This is a genomic window from Peiella sedimenti (assembly GCF_030504955.1).
Classification (GTDB): domain Bacteria; phylum Pseudomonadota; class Alphaproteobacteria; order Caulobacterales; family Caulobacteraceae; genus Brevundimonas; species Brevundimonas sedimenti.
This window is the reverse complement of record NZ_JAUKTR010000001.1, coordinates 813,388-834,625: the sequence shown is the minus strand read 5'-3', so window position 1 is coordinate 834,625 and position 21,238 is coordinate 813,388. Positions and strand designations below refer to the sequence as shown.

16 protein-coding genes are annotated in these 21,238 nt (G+C 68.0%); 10 read left to right on the top strand and 6 right to left on the bottom strand.

Features of this window, described 5'->3' with window-relative positions:
- Nucleotides 1-21: 21 nt before the first annotated feature.
- Both mfd and Q0812_RS04275 read right to left on the bottom strand, forming a co-directional pair.
- Nucleotides 22-3,486, bottom strand: a complete 3,465-nt coding sequence (gene mfd / locus Q0812_RS04280; protein WP_302109049.1) for a transcription-repair coupling factor — start codon at nt 3,484-3,486, stop codon at nt 22-24.
- Entirely contained in the window at nt 3,483-3,797 is a 315-nt protein-coding gene (locus tag Q0812_RS04275) for an FAD assembly factor SdhE (RefSeq protein WP_302109048.1), read from the bottom strand. The genes mfd and Q0812_RS04275 overlap by 4 nt, the downstream gene beginning before the upstream one ends.
- 56 nt (nt 3,798-3,853) lie before the next feature.
- Here Q0812_RS04275 and recG point away from each other — a divergent pair, with 56 nt between their 5' ends.
- Nucleotides 3,854-5,917, top strand: coding sequence for an ATP-dependent DNA helicase RecG (gene recG, locus Q0812_RS04270; RefSeq protein ID WP_302109047.1), 2,064 nt, complete (start codon nt 3,854-3,856; stop codon nt 5,915-5,917).
- Here the strand turns inward: recG and Q0812_RS04265 are convergent.
- Nucleotides 5,914-7,047 carry a DUF3089 domain-containing protein gene (locus Q0812_RS04265; protein WP_302109046.1) on the bottom strand — a complete coding sequence of 378 codons (1,134 nt, stop codon included), beginning with the start codon at nt 7,045-7,047 and terminating at the stop codon, nt 5,914-5,916. The two genes, recG and Q0812_RS04265, sit on opposite strands and share 4 nt — an antisense overlap.
- 41 nt (nt 7,048-7,088) lie before the next feature.
- Nucleotides 7,089-7,943 carry a 3-deoxy-8-phosphooctulonate synthase gene (gene kdsA / locus Q0812_RS04260; RefSeq protein WP_425281540.1) on the bottom strand — a complete coding sequence of 285 codons (855 nt, stop codon included), beginning with the start codon at nt 7,941-7,943 and terminating at the stop codon, nt 7,089-7,091.
- Between the two features lie 102 nt (nt 7,944-8,045).
- On the opposite strand from kdsA, the gene Q0812_RS04255 reads away from it, so the two are divergent.
- The 3 genes from Q0812_RS04255 (at nt 8,046) to Q0812_RS04245 (ending at nt 11,604) form a co-directional block, all read left to right on the top strand.
- Nucleotides 8,046-9,464: a cryptochrome/photolyase family protein gene (locus Q0812_RS04255; RefSeq protein ID WP_302109045.1), complete on the top strand. Its 1,419-nt coding sequence runs from the start codon at nt 8,046-8,048 to the stop codon at nt 9,462-9,464.
- 64 nt (nt 9,465-9,528) lie between these two features.
- A complete protein-coding gene (locus tag Q0812_RS04250) occupies nt 9,529-10,767 on the top strand; it encodes a class I SAM-dependent methyltransferase (RefSeq protein WP_302109044.1) in 1,239 nt (412 codons plus the stop codon).
- Nucleotides 10,768-10,770: 3 nt separating this feature from the next.
- Entirely contained in the window at nt 10,771-11,604 is an 834-nt protein-coding gene (locus Q0812_RS04245) for a sulfurtransferase (protein WP_302109043.1), read from the top strand.
- On the opposite strand, the gene Q0812_RS04240 is transcribed toward Q0812_RS04245, so the two are convergent.
- Nucleotides 11,601-12,704: an amino acid ABC transporter substrate-binding protein gene (locus tag Q0812_RS04240; protein ID WP_302109042.1), complete on the bottom strand. Its 1,104-nt coding sequence runs from the start codon at nt 12,702-12,704 to the stop codon at nt 11,601-11,603. The genes Q0812_RS04245 and Q0812_RS04240 overlap by 4 nt on opposite strands.
- Before the next feature lie 102 nt (nt 12,705-12,806).
- Here Q0812_RS04240 and metC point away from each other — a divergent pair, with 102 nt between their 5' ends.
- The 5 genes from metC (at nt 12,807) to Q0812_RS04215 (ending at nt 18,974) form a co-directional block, all read left to right on the top strand.
- Nucleotides 12,807-13,976 (top strand): cystathionine beta-lyase, encoded by a 1,170-nt coding sequence (metC, locus tag Q0812_RS04235; RefSeq protein ID WP_302109041.1) that lies wholly within the window; start codon nt 12,807-12,809, stop codon nt 13,974-13,976.
- Between the two features lie 354 nt (nt 13,977-14,330).
- Nucleotides 14,331-15,032 (top strand): winged helix-turn-helix domain-containing protein, encoded by a 702-nt coding sequence (locus Q0812_RS04230; protein ID WP_302109040.1) that lies wholly within the window; start codon nt 14,331-14,333, stop codon nt 15,030-15,032.
- Between the two features lie 14 nt (nt 15,033-15,046).
- The gene (locus Q0812_RS04225) at nt 15,047-15,277 is read left to right on the top strand and encodes a hypothetical protein (protein WP_302109039.1); all 231 of its coding nucleotides are present in this window, start codon (nt 15,047-15,049) and stop codon (nt 15,275-15,277) included.
- Nucleotides 15,278-15,336: 59 nt separating this feature from the next.
- Nucleotides 15,337-15,633 (top strand): hypothetical protein, encoded by a 297-nt coding sequence (locus Q0812_RS04220; RefSeq protein WP_302109038.1) that lies wholly within the window; start codon nt 15,337-15,339, stop codon nt 15,631-15,633.
- A gap of 197 nt (nt 15,634-15,830) precedes the next feature.
- Nucleotides 15,831-18,974, top strand: a complete 3,144-nt coding sequence (locus Q0812_RS04215; protein WP_302109037.1) for a TonB-dependent receptor plug domain-containing protein — start codon at nt 15,831-15,833, stop codon at nt 18,972-18,974.
- Nucleotides 18,975-19,181: 207 nt separating this feature from the next.
- Here Q0812_RS04215 and Q0812_RS04210 read toward each other — a convergent pair whose 3' ends face one another.
- Entirely contained in the window at nt 19,182-19,583 is a 402-nt protein-coding gene (locus Q0812_RS04210; RefSeq protein WP_302109036.1) for a hypothetical protein, read from the bottom strand.
- A 148-nt stretch (nt 19,584-19,731) separates the two neighbouring features.
- Here Q0812_RS04210 and Q0812_RS04205 point away from each other — a divergent pair, with 148 nt between their 5' ends.
- A complete protein-coding gene (locus tag Q0812_RS04205; protein WP_302109035.1) occupies nt 19,732-21,228 on the top strand; it encodes a DEAD/DEAH box helicase in 1,497 nt (498 codons plus the stop codon).
- Nucleotides 21,229-21,238: the final 10 nt, after the last annotated feature.

The following is a 21,238-nucleotide window of genomic DNA, read 5'->3' as shown; positions in this document are numbered from 1 at the left end:
CGAGCGGCGGCGGGGACCGGTTCAGACCGAGGGCCGCGCCACCGCCGCCAGTTCAGCGACGATCTTTTCGGCCGCCTCGAGGCGGGCTTCGGGGCTGTCCCACTCGCCCTTGACCACCAGCTTCTGGTCAGGACGCACGCGCCAGCTGACCGCCCGCTTCTGGATCAGACCCACCAGCCCCACGGGATTGGGGAAGGTGTCGTCGCGGAAGGCGATCACCGCCCCCTTGGGCCCTACGTCGATCTTGGCCACGCAGGCCTGGCGGCACAGGCCCTTGACGCCCACCACCTTGAGCAGTTGGGCGGCCTCGGGCGGCAGGGGGCCGAAGCGGTCGATCAGCTCGGCGGCCAGGGCCTCGCGGTCCTCCAGCTTTTCCGCCTCGGACAGGCGCCTGTAGAGGGCCAGCCGCACATTCAAGTCCGGGACGTACTCCTCCGGAATCAGGACGGCCACGCCCACGTTGATCTGGGGCGACCAGCCCCGCACGTCGGCAAGCCCCGCGGAGCCGCCCGACTTCAGCTCGGCCACGGCGTCCTCCAGCATCTGCTGGTACAGCTCGACGCCGATCTCCTTGATGTGCCCCGACTGGGCGTCGCCCAGCAGGTTGCCGCCGCCCCGGATGTCGAGGTCATGGCTGGCCAGCTGGAACCCCGCGCCCAGGCTGTCCAGCGACTGAAGCACCTTCAGGCGCTTTTCGGCCCCCAGGCTGACGGGCCGATCCGCCGGCGTGGACAGGTAGGCGTAGGCGCGCGCCTTGGAGCGCCCCACCCGCCCCCGCAGCTGGTATAGCTGGGACAGGCCGAAGCGGTCGGCGCGGTGGACGATCAGGGTGTTGGCCGTGGGCACGTCCAGGCCGCTCTCGACGATGGTGGTGGACAGCAGCACATCGAACTCGCCGTCGTAGAAGGCGGTCATGACGCCCTCCAGCTGGGTGGCGCTCATCTGGCCGTGGCCGACGGCGAAGCGAACCTCCGGGACCTGATCGCGCAGGAAGCGCTCCAGCTCGGGCAGATCCGAGACGCGGGGGGCGACGAAATAGGCCTGGCCGCCCCGATACTTCTCACGCAGCAGGGCCTCGCGCACCACCACGGGATCCCAAGGAGTGACGTAGGTGCGCACGGCCAGACGGTCGACCGGCGGCGTGGCGATGATGGACATGTCGCGGATGCCCGACAGCGCCATCTGCAGGGTGCGCGGGATGGGCGTGGCCGTCAGGGTCAGGATGTGCACGTCGGCGCGCAGCGCCTTGAGCTTCTCCTTGTGCTTGACGCCGAAGTGCTGCTCCTCGTCGACGATGACCAGACCCAGGTCCTTGAAGCCGACCTGCTCGGACAGGACCGCGTGGGTGCCGACGACGATCTCGACCTCGCCGGATTTCAGCGCCTCACGGGTCTCGGCGGCCTCCCTGGCCGGCGTCAGGCGGGACAGGCGGCGCACCTTCACCGGCCAGCCGCGGAAACGCTCGACGAAGCTGGCGTAGTGCTGGCGGGCCAGAAGCGTGGTCGGGCAGACCACGGCCACCTGCTTGCCGCTCATGGCCACGACGAAGGCGGCTCTGAGCGCCACCTCGGTCTTGCCGAAGCCCACGTCGCCGCAGATCAGCCGGTCCATGGGGCGGCCGCGCGACAGATCCTCCAGCACGTCGCCGATGGCGTTCAGCTGGTCGTCGGTCTCCTCGTAGGGGAAGCGGGCGCAGAACTCGTCGAAAACGCCCTGCGGCGCCTCGGTGGATTCACTGGTGCGCAACAGGCGCTGGGCGGCGATGGCGATCAGGCCCTCGGCCATTTCGCGCAGGCGTTCCTTGGCCCTGGCCTTGCGCGCCTGCCAGGCCGCCCCGCCCAGGCGGTCCAGCTGAACCTCGTCGCTGTCGCCCCCATAGCGCGTGAGAAGATCTATATTCTCTACAGGGAGATAGAGCTTGGATTCGCCATGGTAGATGAGCTCTAGGCAGTCGTGCGGCGCCTCCTGCACCTCAAGCGTCTTCAGCCCCTCGTAGCGACCGATGCCGTGGTCGATGTGGACCACCAGATCACCGGGCGTCAGAGCCGAGGCCTCGGCCAGGAAGTTGGTCGCGCGCTTCTTGCGGCGCGGCCGCGCCAGTCGGTCGCCTAGGATGTCGGTCTCGGAGATGACGGCCAGGCTGTCGGTGACGAAGCCGGAATCGAGCGGCAGCACCACGCGCTGGGGGGTCTTCGGATCGGCGGCCCTCGCGGCGTTCCAGTAGGGAGCGGCGGGGATGCGGCCCATGCCGTGGTCGCCCAGCATGGAGCCGAGGCGCTCGGACGAGCCTTCCGACCACGAGGCGAAAAGGACCCGCCGGCCCTCCGCCATCTGCTGTCGAGCGTGGGCCGAGACGGCATCAAACAGACTGACGCTGTCCTGCTGGCGCTCCGCGGCGAAGGTGCGGCCCAGGCGCCCGGCCATGTCGACGCCCCCCTCCCCGATCGGATCGAAGGGGGTCAGCCTGCGCACCGGATGGCGAGCTAGAGCGCCGGACCAGTCATCGTCCTGAAGATGCAGGGCCTCGGGCGGCAGGGCGCGATAGGCGCCGCCCTTCAGGTGGGCGGTCTCCTGCCGGGCCTCGAAGGCGTCGCGGACGGTGGCCATACGCTCGGCGCGAGCCTCTTCCGCCTGATGATCAAGGAAGACCAGCGTGCCGTCGGGCAGATAGTCGAACAGGCTCTCCGGCCGCTCGTAGAACAGCGGCAGGAAGTGCTCGGCTCCCTGGCGGCGGACGCCCTCACTAACGGCGGCGTAGACTGGATCATCGCCCGGGGCCCCGAAGGCGCGCACGAAGCCGCCCCGGAAGCGGGCGATGGTCTCCTTGTCCAGCAGGGCCTCGGACACCGGCGCGAGGCTGACCTCGGTCAGCTGGCGGGTGGAGCGCTGGGATTCCGGATCGAAGGCGCGGATCGATTCCAGCGTGTCGCCGAACAGGTCGAGGCGCACCGGCTCCTCCGCGCCCGGCGGAAAGACGTCGATGACGCCGCCGCGAATGGCGAACTCGCCCCGCTCCGACACGGTGGAGGCGCGCTGGTAGCCGTTGACGGCGAAGTAGCGCTCTACGGCGGCCATATCGATGTCGGAGCCGACGCGTGCGCTGAAACCGGCCTGCTGGAGGGCCTCGCGCGGCGCGGTGCGCTGGGTCACCGCCCCCACTGTAGTGACGATCACCGTCGGCTCGTCCGGCAGGCCCTGCATCAGCTCCACGAGGGTGGCGATGCGGCGCGCGGCCAGCCCGGGCGAGGGGCTGACCCGGTCGTAGGGCAGGCAGTCCCAGGCCGGAAACTCCAGGATGCGGGCGCGGTCGGCGAAGAACTGCAGCGCGCCCTGAAAAGCCCCGGCGCGGGCGTAGTCGCGGGCCACGAACAGGACGGGCGAGCGCTTCTTGAGCGCGTCAGCGACGACGAGGGCGTCGAGACCTTCGGGCGCGCCGCCGATCTCGATCTGGCCCGGCGCCTCTATAATGGCCTTCAGCGGGTTCACGCCCCGCGCCCCGGCGTCTGCTGGGCGAGACTGCGGGCGAAACCCTGAAGCGCGTCCATGACCGGCCCCTGGTGTTCAGGCGCGGGGTCGGCCTGGCCGATCATCCAGGCGTAGAGATCGTTGTCCGGCACATCCATCAGCCGCTCGAAAGCGTCCAGGCCGGCATCATCCAGGCCATCCAGGCGCTGATCCGCGAAGGGACCGGCGATCAGGTCGGCCTCGCGCATGCCGCGCCGCCAGGCGCGGTAACGCAGGCGAGCGATGCGCTGGGCGCGGGGATCGGGCGTGTCGGTCAGCAGGGTATCGGGCATGGGCGGGTGCAGATAACGTTCCGGACGGCCTAACGCCAGTCGCGCTATGTAGAGCCATGCGGCCCGAGATTCTCTTCCCGCTGTTCGCCGAGACCGCCACCTTGAAGGGCGTGGGGGCCAAGGTGGAGCCGATCGTGCGCCGTCTGGCCGGGCCGCGCGTGCGCGACGTGCTGTTCACAGGCCCGACCGGGCTGATCCGGCGAGCTAAAGCCAGGGCGAACAGCGCCGTGGAGGGCCAGGTCCAGATCTTCACCGTGACCATCGATCGGCATGTGCCGTCGCACAAGATCGGCGCGCCCTATCGGGTGCGAGCCTATGACGAGACGGGGTTCGTCCACCTAGTCTACTTCAAGACCTATGGCGACAGCCTGCTGAAACAGCTGCCCGTAGGCGAGACGCGGGTCGTTTCAGGCAAGGTCGAGTTCTTCAACGGCGAGGTGCAGATCCCGCACCCCGACTTTGTGCTGCCCTCCGAGCGGGCGGACGAGATCCCAGCCGTGGAGCCGGTCTATCCCGGCTCGGCCAACTTCAGCTCGCGTCAGTTTCGCAAGGTGGCGTTGAACGCGCTGGAAAAGGCGCCGGAGCTGCCGGAATGGCAGGATCCGGCCTGGCTGGCGGCGCGGCGCTGGCCCTCCTGGCATGGGGCGATCACGGCGCTGCACCATCCCTTAAGCGAGGCCGAACTCGATCCGCTGAGCCCTGCGCGGGCGCGGCTGGCCTATGACGAACTGCTGGCGCACCAGATCGCCCTGGCCAAGCGGCGGCGCCAGCGCCAGGCCAAGCCTGGGCCGCGCATCGCACCGTCCGAGGCGGGGCGCAGGCTGATCGCCGCCCTGCCCTTCGCCCTGACCGGCGATCAGCGGAAGGCATGCGACGAGATCGGCGCCGATCTGCAGTCGGGCCAGCGTATGGGTCGGTTACTGCAAGGCGATGTCGGCTCAGGCAAGACGGTCGTGGCGGCCTTGGCTGCGGTGGAGACGGCGGCGGCGGGATATCAGGCCGCTTTCATGGCCCCCACGGAAATCCTGGCGCGACAGCACCATGAGCGGCTGGTGCCCCTGCTGGAGGCTGCAGGCGTAACGTCCGTGCTGCTGACCGGGCGGGACAAGGGAGCGAGCCGAGCGGAAAAGCTGGCGGCGCTGGCCGAGGGCCGCGCCCAGGTGGCCTTCGGCACCCACGCGCTGTTCCAGGACGCCGTGGCCTACAAGGCGCTGGGGCTGGCGGTCATCGATGAGCAGCACCGCTTCGGCGTGGCGGAGCGCGACCGCCTGGTGGCCAAGGGCGAGGCCGTTCACCTGCTGGCCATGTCGGCGACCCCGATCCCACGCACGCTGGAGTTGGCGCAGTTTGGCGACCTGGACGTGAGCCGGCTTCTGGAAAAGCCGCCGGGCCGCAAGCCCGTCACCACGCGCGTTCTGCCCCTGGCGCGCGCCGACGAAGCCATCGAGCGGCTGGACGCCGCGGCCAGAGGCGGCGCCCAGGCCTATTGGATCTGTCCCATGGTGTCCGAGTCGGAGGTAGCCGACCTGGCCGCAGCCGAGGAGCGGGCCAGGGACCTGACCGAGCGGCTGAGCGTGCCCGTTGGCCTGGTTCACGGCCAGATGGACGCGGCCGAGCGCGACGCCGCCATGACCGCCTTCGCCGAGGGGCGCACGGCGGTTCTGGTGGCCACAACGGTCGTCGAGGTGGGCGTGGACGTGCCCAACGCCACCATCATGGTGGTGGAGCATGCGGAGCGCTTTGGCCTGGCCCAGCTGCATCAGCTGCGTGGACGCATCGGACGGGGCGCGGCGCACAGCGCCTGCCTGTTGCTCCAGGGCGGAGGCGGCGGCGAGGCCACGTCGCAAAGGCTTCAAATCCTGCGAGAGACGGACGACGGTTTCCGGATCGCGGAAGAGGACTTCGCCCTACGAGGCGGCGGCGACCCTTTGGGTTTGAAGCAGTCCGGCTTTCCCGCCTATCGCTTCGCCGACCCGCACGCGCACCGCGAACTGATGCTCGCCGCGGCGGATGATGCGCGGCTTGTGCTGCAGGGCCCGCTCAAGCCAGACCGCAAGGCGGCGCTGGGCGTGCTGACCTCGCTGTTTGACTGGCGCGAGGCGGTCACCGCCGCAGGCTAGGCGGCCGTCTCCAGGCGGTGCCAGACGGCCAGTCGAGCTTCGGCGTCAGCCTCAATATCCGCGTAGAATAGATTGTATTGAGGCGACTTTCTTTGGTCGGCCCACGTGCCCTCATCGCGGAAGGTGGTGCGCGACTCCGGCTGCGAATAGCGCAACACCCCATCCCGGCATTGAGCCCCCACCTGTCGGGACAGGAAGGCCGGACGCGCGCCCCATTCCAACCCGGTGGCGTTGGCGGCCCCGAGATTCAGGCGGGCCGGCGCAGCCGAGTCCGTGCGCGCGCCCAGGATCGGATTAACGCACAGCGCGGTCCTGTCGCCGAGGTAGTCGAGCCGCCCCGCGGGCGTCCAGACCAGGGCCCGCTCCAGCCTGCGCCGCGCCAGCTCCTCGGCCCCTTCGCGAACCTGGAGCCAGGCCACCACGCAGCCGGCCTGATCCCGATTTTCACAGGCGGGCAATGGATCACCGGGCGCATATCGCGCCGCGGGCACCGCAGCATCGACCATGTAGGCGGCGACGATCCGGCCGGTGAGGCGCGGGTCTGCTGCCATGTCCATCAGCAGATGATCGAGCAGGTCAGCCCCCTGCCCCACGCCCGCCAGGATGAGGGGGCGCTCGTCGCCGACACGCTCAAGAAACGCCTCGAAGGCGCGGCGCACGTCGCCATAGGCGAAGATGCGGGCCTCGCGGGCATCCTCCCTCAGGGTCAGTTGGGCGTAGAGGCTGGCCTGACGGTAACGCGGGGCATAGATGGCCCCCACGCGATAGAAGGGCCCGGCGTAATTCGGCAGCATGGCGCGGCGCAGGAAGGCGTTCGCCTCGTCATCGTCGATGGGGCCGTTCCAGTGGCCTCCGCCGTCGAAGGTCGTCGGGTGGATGAAGAAGATGGCGGCCTGGCCGGGCGGCGGCGCGTCGGCAGGCGCGAGCGCCCAGGCGGACGGCTGGCTGTAGTCGGGCGCGGGCGGCGGATCATAGGTCTGGAACGGCACCTTGGGATCCAGCGCCGTGCGCAGGATATCTTCGCGCCAGATGACAACCGCCGCGGCCAGGACGAACAGCAGGCCCAGCAGCGTCAGCCCCACCAGCTGACGCGTCGTCAGCTTGTCCTGAAAGGAAAACAGCCGCCGCATGGGCGGACGCTACAGCCGTTCGGCGCCGCTTCGCAACGCGCTTACAGCGGCCGGCGCTTGGCCAGGGCGTCGAACTCCAGAAGGTCTGAAACCAGACCCTCGAACTGAGCCATGGGCACCATGTTGGGGCCGTCGGAGGGTGCGTTGTCCGGGTCTGGATGAGTCTCGATGAAGACGGCGTCCACGCCCACCGAGACGGCGGCGCGCGCCAGCACCGGCACGAACTCGCGCTGACCGCCCGAGGACGTCCCCTGCCCGCCCGGCTGCTGCACGGAGTGGGTGGCGTCGAACACGATGGGGCACCCAATCTCGCGCATGATCGGCAGGGCGCGCATATCGGAGACGAGCGTGTTGTAGCCGAAGGAGGCGCCGCGCTCGCACGCCATGACGTTGGGATTGCCCGCCGCCGTCACCTTGGCGATGACGTTCTTCATGTCCCAGGGGGCGAGGAACTGGCCCTTCTTGATGTTGATGGCGCGGCCGGTCTGGGCGGCGGCCACCAGCAGGTCCGTCTGGCGGCACAGGAAGGCGGGAATCTGGATCACGTCGACCGCCTCGGCCACCGGGGCGCAATGCTGGGTCTCGTGAACGTCCGTCAGTGTCGGCAGGCCCAGCGTCTCGCGGATCTCGGCGAAGACCGGCATGGCCCCGGACAGGCCCATGCCCCGCGCGGCGTTGGCCGAGGTGCGGTTCGCCTTGTCATAGCTGGTCTTGTAGATCAGCCCGATCCCAAGCCGCTGGGCCGTCTCTTTCAATGCCTGCGCCGTCTCCAGCGCGTGTTGACGGCTCTCCATCTGGCAAGGGCCGGCGATGATGGCCAGGCGCTCGCCCCCGCCGATCACCACGGGCTGGGCGTTGGGGACATCGATCTGGATGCGGGCGTTGGGGGCGGACAAGGACAGAGACTCCAGACGGTGAACTGCTGCGAACGGGACGCCGTAGAAACTGGCGTTGCGGGGCTTGGCTTACAAGGGCGGGGAAAATGAGGCGGCGGAATAATGGCGTCTGATGCCGCTCCTGTCCTGTTCTGGTTCGGCCGCGACCTTCGGCTTGGGCGCAATGCGGCCCTGAGTGCGGCCTGCGCCGCCGGGCCCGTGATCCCGGTCTTCATCCTGGATGACGAGGGCGTGGACCGTCCGCTGGGGGGCGCCTCGCGCTGGTGGCTCCACCACTCGTTGGCGGCGCTGGCGAAGAACCTCGAAGCCCATGGCGCGCGGCTGATTCTGCGTCGGGGGCGGTCTTGCGACGTCCTCGCCGCCCTGGCCCAGGAGACCGGGGCCCGCCGCGTCGTGGCGCACCGGCGCTATGAGCCCGACGCCGCCGCCATGCAGGCCGAGGCGCGTCGGATGCTGGCCCGCTCCGACGCCGAGCTGGACATCGTCCACGAAACCGGCCGCGTGGCGCCGGAAGACCTGCTGACCCAGCAGGGACGTCCCTATCAGGTGTTCGGCGCCTTCGATCGAGCGCTCAAGGCCCGTGAGGCGCCGGCCGAACGCATCGCTGATCCCACCTTCAGCCCGCCGCCGTCCTGGCCGGCGTCCGAAGCGCTGTCGGCGTGGGGCCTCAGGCCTGTCTCGCCCGACTGGGCCTCCCAGTTCGGCGAGGTCTGGACCCCCGGCGAGGCCGGCGCCCAGGCCCGGCTGCACCGCTTTCTCGATGAGGCGCTGCAGGACTATCCAGAGAACCGAGACCGGCCGGACCGGGATGGGACCAGCGGCCTGTCCCCTCACCTGCGATGGGGCGAGATCGCCCCCGACGACGTTTTGGCCGCCGCGAGATTTCGCCGGCACCTCGAGCCGGGCCTCGAAGCACAGGTCGCCAAGCTTGAGACCGAGTTGAACTGGCGGGCTTTCGGGGCCTACCTGCTGTTTCACGACCCCGACCTAGGGCGAAAGGCGGCGCGGCCCGCCTACGACAAGATCCGCTGGCGCAACGATCCCGTCGGGTTCCGGGCCTGGAGCCGAGGCCGAACCGGGGTTCCCATAGTCGACGCCGGCATGCGCCAGCTGTGGCGGACGGGCTTCATGCACAATCGCGTGCGCATGATCGTCGCCTCGTTCCTGGTGAAGAACCTTCTGATCGACTGGCGCCGGGGCGAGGCCTGGTTCTGGGACACGCTGGTCGACGCGGACCCTGCGTCGAACGCCATGAACTGGCAGTGGGCGGCGGGCTCTGGCGTCGATGCGGCGCCCTACTTCCGCGTCTTCAACCCAGTGACGCAAGGCGAGCGGTTCGACCCGGACGGCGTCTACGTGCGGCGCTGGGTCCCTGAGCTGGCCAGGGCGCCGGCCCAGGCGATTCATGCCCCCTGGACCCTGCCCTCTGGGCCGCCCGACGGCTATCCGGCCCCGATCGTCGATCTGCGGGAAACGCGCCTCCGAGCGCTGGACGCCTATCGCCAGGCCCTCTCGGCGTGACGGTTGGTTCCCGCCGTCGGCGTGCCTATACTTTACTGCTGACTGTGCAACAGGAGCGCGCGGTTTGAGCCTGACGTCCACTTCCGGCGCGGACAGCGCCGCCATCACTCAGCGCCCCTGGGCCGAGCTGAAGGACCCGGTCTTCCGAACGCTCGTCGCCTTGATGGCGCGCGTCTGGTCCTTTGGGGGCATCGAGGTGCACACCCCTGAGGGGCGCGTCATTCGCATCGACGGCAAGGCGCCGGGCCCGCGCGGCGTCCTGATCGTCAAGAATCCGCGCTTTGCACGCCGGGTCTTCGGCTCGGGCGACATTGGCTTCGCCGAGGGCTACATGGCCGGCGAGTGGGACAGCCCGCACCTGGCGGCCCTGCTGAGCGTGCTGGCGATGAACCATGACGGGATCCGCCGCCTGTTCCACGGCAACCTGCTGGTCCAGGCGATGAACTGGGTCGGGCACCGGCTGAACCGAAACAGCAGGTCGGGGTCGCGCAAGAACATCCACGCCCACTACGACCTCGGCAACGCCTTCTACGGCCTCTGGCTGGACCCGACCATGACCTATTCCTCGGCTCGTTTCGTCGGCGACGCCGAGACGCTGGAGGCGGCCCAGAAGCGCAAGTACGAGACCCTGTGCCAGGCCATGGACCTGCAGCCTGGCCAGCATGTGCTCGAAATCGGCTGTGGATGGGGCGGCTTCGCCGAGCACGCGGCCAAGCGTGGGGCGCGGGTCACCGGCCTGACCATTTCGAAGGAGCAGTACGACTTCGCCCAGGCCCGCATGCAGCGCCAAGGCCTGTCGGATCAGGTCGAGATCCGCATGCTCGACTATCGCGACGTGGAGGGCCAGTTCGATCGCGTGGCCTCCATCGAGATGTTCGAGGCTGTAGGACGCCAATACTGGCCGGCCTATTTCGCCAAGCTGGCCGAGGTGCTGAGGCCCGGTGGGCGGGCCGCACTGCAGATCATCACCATCCGGGACGACCTGTTCGCCGACTATCTGAAGCGGATGGACTTCATCCAGAAGTACATCTTTCCGGGCGGCGATCTGCCCGGCGAAAGCGTCCTCAAGGCGCGAACCGACGAGGTCGGACTGGCTTGGACCGGGATTGAGCGCTTTGGCCAGGACTATGCCCGCACCCTCGCCGCCTGGGCGGAGCGGTTCCAGGCCGCCTGGCCCCAGATCACAGGAGGCAAGTTCGACGAGCGGTTCCGGAGGCTGTGGCTGTTCTATCTGGCCTATTGCGAGGCGGGGTTCTCCACCGGCCGCACCGATGTGATCCAGCTGGCCCTGCAGAAGGGCTGAGGCGTGCCGGGCGCGGTCGATCCGGTGATTGCGGCCGACGAACTGAAAGCCCGGCTCGGGGAGCCGGCGCTCAGGGTTCTGGACGCCAGCTGGAGCGTGGCGGAAGGCGCGCTCGAAACGGCCCACCGGCAGGCGCGGATTCCAGGCGCGGCCTTCTTCGACATCGACGCCGTGGCCGAGCAGGACTCTCCGCTGCCCCACGTGTTTCCATCCGCGCCCACGTTTCAGGCCCATGCTCGCAGGCTGGGCGTCAACGACGGCGACGAGGTCGTTGTCTACGACCAGCAAGGGTTGTTTTCCGCTGCGCGTGCATGGTTCTGCTTCAAGGCCATGAGTGGTTGTGCGCGGGTGCTGGACGGCGGCCTGCCTGCCTGGCGCGAGGCGGGAGGCGTACTGGAGACCGGAGCGGCCGACCCGACCGCGGGCGACTTCACGGCCAGGCCCCGGCCGGAGCTGCTGATCGATCGCGGCGGTCTCAGGACAGCCGTAGCGGAGGGGGCGATCCAATGGATCGACGCCCGCCCCGCGCCCCGCTTCCGTGGTGAAGCGCCCGAACCGCGCGCGGGCCTGCGTAGCGGCCATGGCCCCGGCGCGGTCAACCTGCCCTTCAGCGATCTAATCGATCATGACCGGCTGAGACCTGCCGGAGCGCTAAGATCCCGTGTCGAGGCTGCTGGGATCGATCTTGCACGCCCCGTAGCCGTTTCCTGCGGGTCCGGCGTAACGGCCTGCATCGTCCTGCTGGCGCTGGAGAGACTGGGCGTCGAAGGGCGCCTTTATGACGGCAGTTGGGCCGAGTGGGCCTCAAGTCCCGATGCCGAGATCGTGACAGGCTAGCGCGCGGGCGGCGCGTAGATCAGGCCCGAAGGCGTCGCGCTCCACAGGGCGTTCCGCCCTCGCGTCAGTCGCAGTACTGATCGCGGGCCGAGATTACGATCAAACACTTCGCCGTAATTGCCGACAGCGCCGATGGCCCTGAGCGCCCAGTCGCTGCGCAGGCCCAACGCATCACCCAAGGCGCCGCTCTGGCCCAAGAGGCGCCGCACCTCAACGGGCGATCCCTGTGACTCTGCCTGTTCCGCGACGTTGTCCCGCGTCAGCCCCATCTGCTCAGCCAGGATCAGCGCATGGGTGATCCACCGCACGGCGTCGCGCCACTGGGGATCGTCTTCGCTGACCATGGGCCCGCTGGCCGTATCAGCGATGATATCCGGCAACAGCACCTGGGCGTCGGGGTTGGCCAGGGTGGCGCGCAGCGCCGCCAGCTGAGAAATCTGGCCCGCCACGGCGTCGCATCGGCCTTCGGAGAATGAACGTCGCGCCTCGCTCTCGCTGGCGAAGCCCACGGGCTCATAGGTCAGCCCACGACGTTGGAAGTAGTCTTCCACGTTGAGTGCCGCGGCCGAACCGCCCTCGACACATATGCGCGCGCCCGACAGTTCAGCGGCGCTGGTCAGGTTCAGGCCGCGCGCCGCGAGGAAGCCCTGACCGTCAAAGTAGGTGTAGGCGGCGACGTCAGCCCCTTCTCGCGCGTCGTTGGCCACACCGACCGGCGTACCCCGGACAAGCACGTCGACCCTACCTCGTCGCAGGGCCTCGAACTGATCGCGCGCGCTCAGCGGCACAAACCGAACGGCGTTAGCATCGCCCAGCACAGCGGCGGCGATGGCGCGGCAGAAGTCCACGTCGAAGCCCTGCCACCTGCCCCGATTGTCAGCCAGGGCGAAACCCGCCAACCCCTGATGGATCCCGCAGTTCAGCCGCCCCCTGGCCTGGATGGCGCGTTGGGTGGGACCAGGTTCACGGGGGCCCAGCACGGTTTCGACGCCGGCGTTGTCGGTCTCGGGCAGGGGCTGGGCCTCGACAGGCGGCGTCGATTCATCGCGTCCACAGGCTGAAAGGACGAGAAAAGCAACAACGGTCGCCAGTCGGCGCATCTACGGCTGATCTCCAGCTTGCGAGCTTGAGGGGCGCGCCGATACACCTGCCCCCTGCGGCCGGCCGATGCAAGCCGTCAAGCCTGATTGGGGAACGCTCCCATGGATGAAACCACTCGGCTTATCCGCGACGCGACCCGCAGGCCCGCGAGCGGCCGCCGCACGGTGAACCCGGCCATCGAGCGCGGCACCACGCTGCTGAACGCCCGGGCCAAGGACCTGCGCGACCCCGCCAGCGGCCCTGTCTACGGCATTGAAGGCTCAGGCGGACACGCCGCTTTAGAGGCGGCTCTCGCCGACCTGGAGGGCGCAGAGCGCGCCTTCGTCGTGGGCACCGGCTTGCTGGCGGTGACCGTCCCTCTCCTCGCCGTGTTGAAGCCGGGCGACGAAGTACTGGCCACGGACGCCTGCTATTGGCCCAGCCGGCGTTTCATGGAGCGAACGCTGACACGGCTGGGCGCCTCGGTGCGCTACCACCCCGCCGAGGCCACGACGGACGAGATCATCGATGGCCTTGGGCCGGCCACCAGGTTGCTGCTGATGGAATCGCCAGGCACCGCGACCTTTGAATTGCAGGATGTGCCGGCGCTGGCTGCGGCCTGCCGCGGCCGGGGCGTCGTCAGCCTGGTCGACAACACCTGGGCGGCGGGCAGATGGTTCAAACCGCTGGCGCACGGCGCCGACATCAGCGTTCAGGCGCTGAGCAAGCACGTCGGCGGCCATTCCGATGTCTTTGGAGGCTCGATCGCGGCGAGGGACCCGGCCCTGATCCGGCGCCTGCACGAAACCATTGAGGACCTTGGCCTTTACGTCTCGCCTGACGATGTCTTTCTCCTACTGCGAGGTCTCAGGACCATGGCCGTGCGCATGGATGCGCAGCAGGCCGCCGCTCAGCGAGTGGCCGAATGGCTCATGACCCAGCCCCAGGTGTCACGCGTCCTTTGGCCGGCCCTTGAGAGCTTTCCCCAGCATGCGCTTTGGCGACGCGATTTCACGGGCGCCTCAGGACTCATGGGCGTCGTGATGCGGCCCGGCCCAGACGCGGCCGCCGAAGCCATGCTGGACGCGCTGGAGCTGTTCGGCCTCGGTTTTTCCTGGGGAGGCTATGAGAGCCTGGCGACGTTCGAGTCCCCGCAGGTGCGTCTGCGTCAGTCGCCGCCGCAGCTTGAGGGCCCGCTGATTCGTCTGCAGATCGGCCTTGAGCACACGGACGACCTGATCGCCGACTTGAGCGCCGGACTGGCCGCCTTCGAGGCCGTGGATCCTTACTGAGGCGGGTCGGACCGACATCGCCGCGGGTCTGAGAAAGCTGCGGCAGCCGCAGTGCGCCAGACGACAAGCTTTACCATTCACGGATTAAATTGTTGTAATGATGCGCCTCAATGGCGCGCTGATCTGCGTCAAAATCCCGCCGAAATGACGCAATGATGTAATACCCGTCGATTGAACGCATATTCCAACGCCTTCATCGCATCATTGCAGCGCGAATAGACCCCCTTTGCTATGTAATTATTAGACCCCTGGCTTCAACACAGCGATCGCTCGTGTAATTAGGCTATCCCAATGCCACCTTCCGCAGCGTCACTTTCGATGTATGCAAGCCGGATCAGCGTGCCTGAGGCGATCTTGAGAGGAACTCAGTTCGGAGACGCCGAAGCAGGCGAACTGGTCGTCTATTGCGCGTCCGCTGCAGCGACGCCTCATCTGGACGAACTGTTGGCTATGGCGCGGGCGGCCGGACTGCGACCGGATGTCCGCAGCTCGTCGCGAGCCATGGACGGCGCCCGGGCGGTCCTGGCCATCATGCCCGACCTCTCGCCCCACCAGATCGTTCACCTCGTGAACCTCTGCAACGGCCGGCCCCTGGCGGTTCTGAGCCCTTCGGACGAGGAGGTTGACCGGGTGATCGCCCTTGAGCTCGGCATCGACGACGTCCTGAGCTGGCGCCAAAGCCGCAGGGAGTTGGTCGCGCGGTTGCGCGCCCTGCTGCGGCGGGCCCCTCCTGCCGAGGCCGCCGCCGGCTCGGCCTGGCGCATCGACTGGCGGCGCGGCGTGCTCACCGGCCCCACGGGTCTGACGATCCGGCTGACCGCCCAAGAAATGCAGTTGCTGCGCGTTCTTCAGTCGGCCGACGGCGAACCCGTCCCGCAGAGCGCTCTGTCGGAAGCTTTGAGCGCATCCTCGGGCGCTGACCGCAGGTCAGCCGCCACGCTGATCTCGCGGTTCCGGCGCAAACTGGGCGATGCTGATTCTCCGTTGATCGGAACGGCGTATGGCCAGGGCTATTATCTGGCCGCCAAGCTGCATCAGGAAGGGGATGGCCTCTAAGGCCCTGCCACTCCATGCGATATCAGGCGAAGATCATCATCGAGATCGACGAGAATGAGAACGGCCCCGCCGACGGCGCGACCGGTCCGCTGGCCGCGCTGATGTCGGCCATTCAGGCGGAGTACCCTCAGGCCAAACTTGAGGTCCAGCGGCCGAGGTCCCGATCCCGGAAAAACTCGGCGCCGGTCCAGGCCTCACAGCGCCGTATCAATCGCACTGGCCGCCTCCACTCGTACGATCTGTGACGCCGCGCTCTTCGAACCGGACGCGGCGGCGCAGCAGCCCCCTCGCCTGCCTGGAACAGATGCGCGAGATCCTGCCGGGCGTCGGATTGCCGGAGGTGATCGGCTTTCTCTACGTGTGCGAGAATGAAGGCCTGAACCTCACCGAACTCGCCGTGGTGGCGCGCCTGTCAGGCCCCCGAACAACCCGGATCGTGAAGGCGCTGTCGGGCGTGTCGGAGCCATGGCCTGCGTTGATTGAGGCCCGGGAAATCCCGGATGATCGACGCAGCCGCTCTCTGCACCTTACGCCGGCCGGACGGGACCTGCTCGACCGGCTGGATCGGATAATCGCCCAGGCGGCTCCAATCAGCCAATAGTGTGTCGTATCGCTGTTGCGCAAATGTCGCTTCAGTCGAAATGGTACGCAGATGCTTTTCTAACTGAAAACATAAGACACTGTTTCAGTTGAGCAAGCAGGCCCGGTGTCTAGAAGATGGCGGAATACCGGCCGAATCCGTGCCGGTTGGATAGCAATACCGCATATGCGGGCTTCACCCGAGGGGAGCTAAGCGTAATGAGAGATTTCAAGAAGCTGTTGCTGGGCGGCGCCGCCGTCGTCACCCTGGCCGCCGTCGCCGGCGCGCCGGTGTCGGCCATGGCCCAGGCTCAGCCCCAGACCGCCAACCAGGATGACGAGGACGAGGACGAGGCCACCGAGGTCGAAGCCGTCACCGTCACTGGTTCGCGCATCCGCCGCAACGAGTTCAACTCCGCCGCGCCGGTGACCGTGATCACCTCGGAGCAGGCGACGCTGGAGGGCATCGTCGACACCGCCGAGCTGCTGCAGCAGTCGTCGGTCGCCTCCGGTTCGTTCCAGAACAACAACACCCTAACCGGCTTCGTCGGCACGGGCGGCGGCGGCACTCAGTCGGTGTCTCTGCGCGGCCTGGGCGCCCAGCGCACCCTGTCGCTGATCAACGGCAAGCGCGCCGGTCCGGCGGGCACGCGCGGCACGGTGCAGGCCTTCGACCTGAACGTGCTGCCCCAGTCGATGATCGAGCGGGTCGAGATCCTGAACGACTCGGCCTCGTCGGTCTACGGCTCGGACGCCATCGCCGGCGTCATCAACTACATCACCCGCCGCGACCTGGACGGCTTCCAGTTCGACGCCTACGCCAATGTGCCCGCGCAGGAAGGCGGCGAGCAGTACCGTGTCAGCGGCACCTGGGGCGCCACCTTCGACCGCGGCAACTTCGCCGTCGGCTTCGACTACTTCGCCCAGGAGCCCCTGCGCCGCGGCCAGCGTGACTATCTGGATTGCGCTGAAGACTATTACACCAGCGTCCAGGACCCTGCTGGTGATCGGGTCGACCTGATCGATCCGTTCACCGGCGAGTACAAGTGCTTCGGTCTGTTCGCGGGCGTGCTGCGCGCCAACGCCGGCGGCGGCACCATGGACTTCTTCTACCCCGTCGCAGGCCGCACCTACGCCACGCCGCAGCAGGGCGCCAGCGTCTGGATCGCCAACATGGTGCGTCAGGGCCGCGGCGGCTTCCCGGCCACGTTTGCTCACGGCAACTACCAGTTCGGCTCCAACGGCGAAGGGCCCTTCGACTTCTACGGCCGGGCGTCGCTGATCGGCGAAGTGGACCGTTATACGGTCTTCTCGAACTTCAACTACGACCTGACGCCTGGCATGGAGCTCTACGGCGAGTTCATGCACAACAAGCGCCGCTCGTCGCAGGAAGGCGCGCGTCAGTTCTTCCCGACGACCAGCGCCTTCATTCCGACCGCCCAACGGCCGGATAACGGGCTGCCCTTCTCAGCGGCGACGATCCTGCCGATCATCCCGATGACGTCCACGCAGATTCAGAACGTGGATTACACGCGCGCTGTGGTCGGCATCCGGGGAGACTTCTCGCTCGGGTTCCTGCGCAACTGGGGCTACGACATCTACGGTCAGTGGGCGCGCTCGGAAGGCGAATACCGCAACCCGGACGCTCTGTATGCCGACCGTGTTGCGGCTGTCACGGGCGTTGACCCCGCGGTCACTACCCTGACGAGCGCGGACGCCTGCTATCAGACGGACGGGACCTTCTTCGACAACCTGTCGAACTACGACTGCTCGGATCTGCCGGGCGGTGTGCGCTGGACCACCCAGGACGTCCTGGAAGGCCGGTTCTCGGACGCCGAGCGCAACTTCCTGATGTTCGAAGCGGTCGGCAATACCGAGTACACCCATCAGTACGTGGAAGCGGTGTTCAGTGGCGACCTGTTCGAGCTGCCTGCCGGTCCCATGGCGGCGGCCGTCGGCTTCCACCTGCGCCGTGAAGAACTGAACGACGTGCCGGATGAACAGGTTCGCCTGGGCAACATCTGGGGCTCCTCCTCGGCGGGCATCACCGCCGGTGAAGACACGGTGCGTGAGGCCTTCGCCGAATTGGAGGTGCCGCTGATCCGCGACGTGCGGTTCATCGACAGCCTGACGGCCAACGTCTCGGGCCGGATCTCCGATTACGACTCGTACGGCCGGTCCGACACCTACAAGGTCGGGATCAACTGGCAGATCAACCCGTCCTGGCGCATCCGCGCCACGCGGGGCACGTCGTTCCGCGCCCCGTCTCTGTACGAGCAGTTCCTGGGCAACCAGACCTCGTTCCCGACCCAGGCGCAGATCGACCCCTGCATCCAGTGGGAGTTGAACGGAAACGCCAATATCCAGCAGAACTGCGCCGCCGAGGGCGTTCCTGCAGGATACACCGCGGCCGGCAATGGCTCCGCCACGGCGATCGCGCAGGGCGGCGCCTTCCTGGACATCCAGGCCGAGACCGGCGAAGCCTCGACCATCGGTGTGGTCTGGACCCCGTCGTTCATCGACCTGAACGTGGCGGTCGACTACTTCCACATCGAAATCTCCGACGAGGTGACCCAGTACGGCACCGCCAACATCCTGAGCCAGTGCTACCGCTCGGTCGCCTATCCGACCGATCCGCTCTGCGCCCTGTTCACCCGGGATCCCGTGACGTTCGCGATCCTGACCGTGCAGAACCCCTACGTGAACATCGCCGAGCAGACCAACCGCGGCATCGACCTGTCGGTCCGTTACGGTCACGAGTTCGGCTTCGGCGATCTGACCATCGATGGTCAGTTCACCTGGCAGCTGCAGGACGTGTCTCAGCTCTTCCCGGACTCTCCGGTTCAGGACCTGAACGGCTCGACGTACAGCTACGACGGCCCTGACTTCAGCGGAAATCTGAACTTCCGCTTCGACCGGGGTGACTGGACGCTGTTCTGGGGCGTGACGATGTTCGGCAAGGCCTCTGACCTGGAACTGTACCAGGCGGCCGGCCTCGACGAGACGTCCGCGATCAGCCGCTACTATCGGTGCTCGGGTGACGGCGGCGTAACCTTCGTCGACTGCCCCTCAGTCACCGGTCCCACCGGCACGCTCCTGCCGGGCTACACGATCCCCGGCGCGGCCGCTCAGGACCCGAACTACGTCGTGAACAAGATGCATAACGAGTTCACGGCCACGCACACCTTCTCGGTCCGCCGCAACTTCGGCGACTGGAGCGTGCAGGCTGGCGTGAACAATGTGTTCGACGAGCATCCGCCGGCCGTGTCGCCCTATGCGGGCTTCCGTCAGGGCATCTCGCAGCTCGGCAACTACGACTACGTCGGTCGCCGGGCCTTCTTCCGGGTGTCGGCGCGGTTCTAAGAACCACGCCCACTCAGAAACGACGACTACGGAGAGCGGCGGGGAAACCCGCCGCTCTTTCTTTTTGCGCGGCCACGATCCCCGTCCCCTCGCACCACACGCGGCGGCGGCGCGCAGACGCCGAGGACGGCGGCGCCTCCGAAGGCGCTATCCGGCATTGCTGGAGATAAGTGTCGGCTGGCGCGCGCCGGCGCCGCGCGGTCGGGCTCAGCGGCCGATCTGGCCGCCGACCAGTTGAACCTGAACGGTCTCGCCCGTGGGCGCGCGGGCCGTCCACCGGGCCCCGACGCCGCCAGGCACGATCGGCGTGCAGTAGCGGATCGGCAGCGGCATCGGCCGGCGCTGACGCAGGCACAGTTCGTCCTCGTCGACCTCCCAAACGCCGCTGATGCGCTGACCCTGGCTGCGTTCGCCCTCGAAATCGCCGTCGGGCTCGAGCCAGAGCAGGGTCTGACGCCCGTTGGGATAGGTGGAGACGATGGTGTTGCCGAAGGCGGGCCTGAGCGCCGGATGCGAAGCGCGCGTGGCGGCCGAGCCGGCCCGAGCAGGGGCTGAAATCGTCAAGGCGACGGCGACCGCCGCCATAACTACGCCACCAGAAGGCTTCATCATGCTCCCCGCACGTCTGCCGCCGTCACAGTCAATGCGTTGACTTGAACGGCGTCATCCCTATTCTCGCGGCGCGCGACGAACCAGAGTTCCATTTGTCGCAGCGCGCGTTTTCCGGCGACGCAACGGTCGCCCACAAATCAAAAGAATGACTGAATTTTCCGAACTGGGCCTGTCGGCCACGACCCTCAAGGCCGTCGCCGAGACGGGCTACACCACGGCCACGCCTATTCAGGCGGCCGCAATTCCCTATGCCCTTCACGGCATGGACGTGCTGGGCATCGCCCAGACCGGCACCGGCAAGACCGCCGCCTTCACCCTGCCGATGGTCGATCGCCTGGCGTCAGGCCGCGCCCGCGCCCGCATGCCGCGCGCCCTTGTCCTGGCGCCCACCCGAGAGCTGGCCGACCAGGTGGCCTCGGCCTTCGAGAAGTACGCCAAGGGCACAAGGCTTTCCTGGGCGCTGCTGATCGGCGGCGTCTCCATGGGCGACCAGGTCGCCGCGCTGGACAAGGGCGTGGACGTGCTGATCGCCACGCCGGGCCGTCTGCTGGACCTGTTCGAGCGGGGCAAGGTGCTGCTGACCGGGGTCCAGATCATGGTGGTCGACGAAGCCGACCGCATGCTCGACATGGGCTTCATCCCCGACATCGAACGCATCTTCAAGCTGACCCCACCGAGGCGTCAGACCCTGTTCTTCTCGGCCACCATGCCGCCCGAGATCACGCGACTGACCCAGCAGTTCCTTCGCAATCCGGAACGGGTCGAGGCGTCGCGCCCCGCCGAGACAGCCGAAACCATCACCCAGTATATCGCCCGCATCTCCACAAGCGATCCCAAGGCCAAGCGCGCCGCCCTGCGCGCCCTGGTCGAGCGGGCCGACGTGAAGAACGGCATTGTCTTCTGCAACCGCAAGTCCGAGGTGGACATCGTCGCCAAGTCGCTGAAGCGGCATGGCTTCGACGCCGCCGCCATCCACGGCGACCTGGATCAGTCGGTGCGCACGAAGACCCTGGCGGCGTTCCGCTCCGGCGAGCTGAAGCTGCTAGTGGCTTCGGACGTGGCCGCGCGCGGCCTCGACATTCCCGACGTCAGCCACGTCTTCAATTACGATGTGCCGCACCACGCCGACGACTATGTCCACCGCATAGGCCGCACGGGCCGCGCCGGGCGTTCGGGCCAGGCCTTCATGATCCTCACCCCTGCGGATGAGAAATCCTACGACAAGGTGCTGAAGCTGACGAAGAAGACGCCCGAAGAGGTGGATCTGAGCGTGGATGTCTCAGGCATTCGCAGCGCGCCGCGGCCCGCCCGCGGCAAGGACGCCGAGCGCAGCCGCGGCAGGAGCGGTTCGCGCGGTGAGCCGCGGCCCGCCAAGGCCGAAGCCATCTCAGAGCCGAACGAAGCAGCGCCCGTTGAGGCGCCCCCTCCTGCCGAGAAGCCCGCACGCCGCCGCAGAAGTGGACAGAACCCGACGCAGCCCGCTGCGGGAGCCGAGGCTGAGGAGGCTTCCGCACGTCCGCCGCGCGCGCGGGGCGTCAAGGATGCTCCGACCCGCGCCAAGGGTCAGCCGCCCGCCGATCCCTTTGAAGGGTCCCTGCCCGCCTTCCTGATGCGGCCCGCCCCCCGGGCGAAGAGCGACTGAGGTCGCCACG

What these genes read in the sequence shown, in the direction of transcription:
- Q0812_RS04275 (WP_302109048.1), bottom strand. Translation starts at nt 3,797, where the DNA reads ATGCCCGATACCCTGCTGACCGACACGCCCGATCCCCGCGCCCAGCGC.
- Q0812_RS04215 (WP_302109037.1), top strand. Translation starts at nt 15,831, where the DNA reads ATGAGAGATTTCAAGAAGCTGTTGCTGGGCGGCGCCGCCGTCGTCACC.
- Q0812_RS04255 (WP_302109045.1), top strand. Translation starts at nt 8,046, where the DNA reads ATGGCGTCTGATGCCGCTCCTGTCCTGTTCTGGTTCGGCCGCGACCTT.
- Q0812_RS04240 (WP_302109042.1), bottom strand. Translation starts at nt 12,704, where the DNA reads ATGCGCCGACTGGCGACCGTTGTTGCTTTTCTCGTCCTTTCAGCCTGT.
- metC (WP_302109041.1), top strand. Translation starts at nt 12,807, where the DNA reads ATGGATGAAACCACTCGGCTTATCCGCGACGCGACCCGCAGGCCCGCG.
- Q0812_RS04265 (WP_302109046.1), bottom strand. Translation starts at nt 7,047, where the DNA reads ATGCGGCGGCTGTTTTCCTTTCAGGACAAGCTGACGACGCGTCAGCTG.
- Q0812_RS04220 (WP_302109038.1), top strand. Translation starts at nt 15,337, where the DNA reads ATGCGCGAGATCCTGCCGGGCGTCGGATTGCCGGAGGTGATCGGCTTT.
- recG (WP_302109047.1), top strand. Translation starts at nt 3,854, where the DNA reads ATGCGGCCCGAGATTCTCTTCCCGCTGTTCGCCGAGACCGCCACCTTG.
- Q0812_RS04205 (WP_302109035.1), top strand. Translation starts at nt 19,732, where the DNA reads ATGACTGAATTTTCCGAACTGGGCCTGTCGGCCACGACCCTCAAGGCC.
- Q0812_RS04225 (WP_302109039.1), top strand. Translation starts at nt 15,047, where the DNA reads ATGCGATATCAGGCGAAGATCATCATCGAGATCGACGAGAATGAGAAC.
- Q0812_RS04210 (WP_302109036.1), bottom strand. Translation starts at nt 19,583, where the DNA reads ATGAAGCCTTCTGGTGGCGTAGTTATGGCGGCGGTCGCCGTCGCCTTG.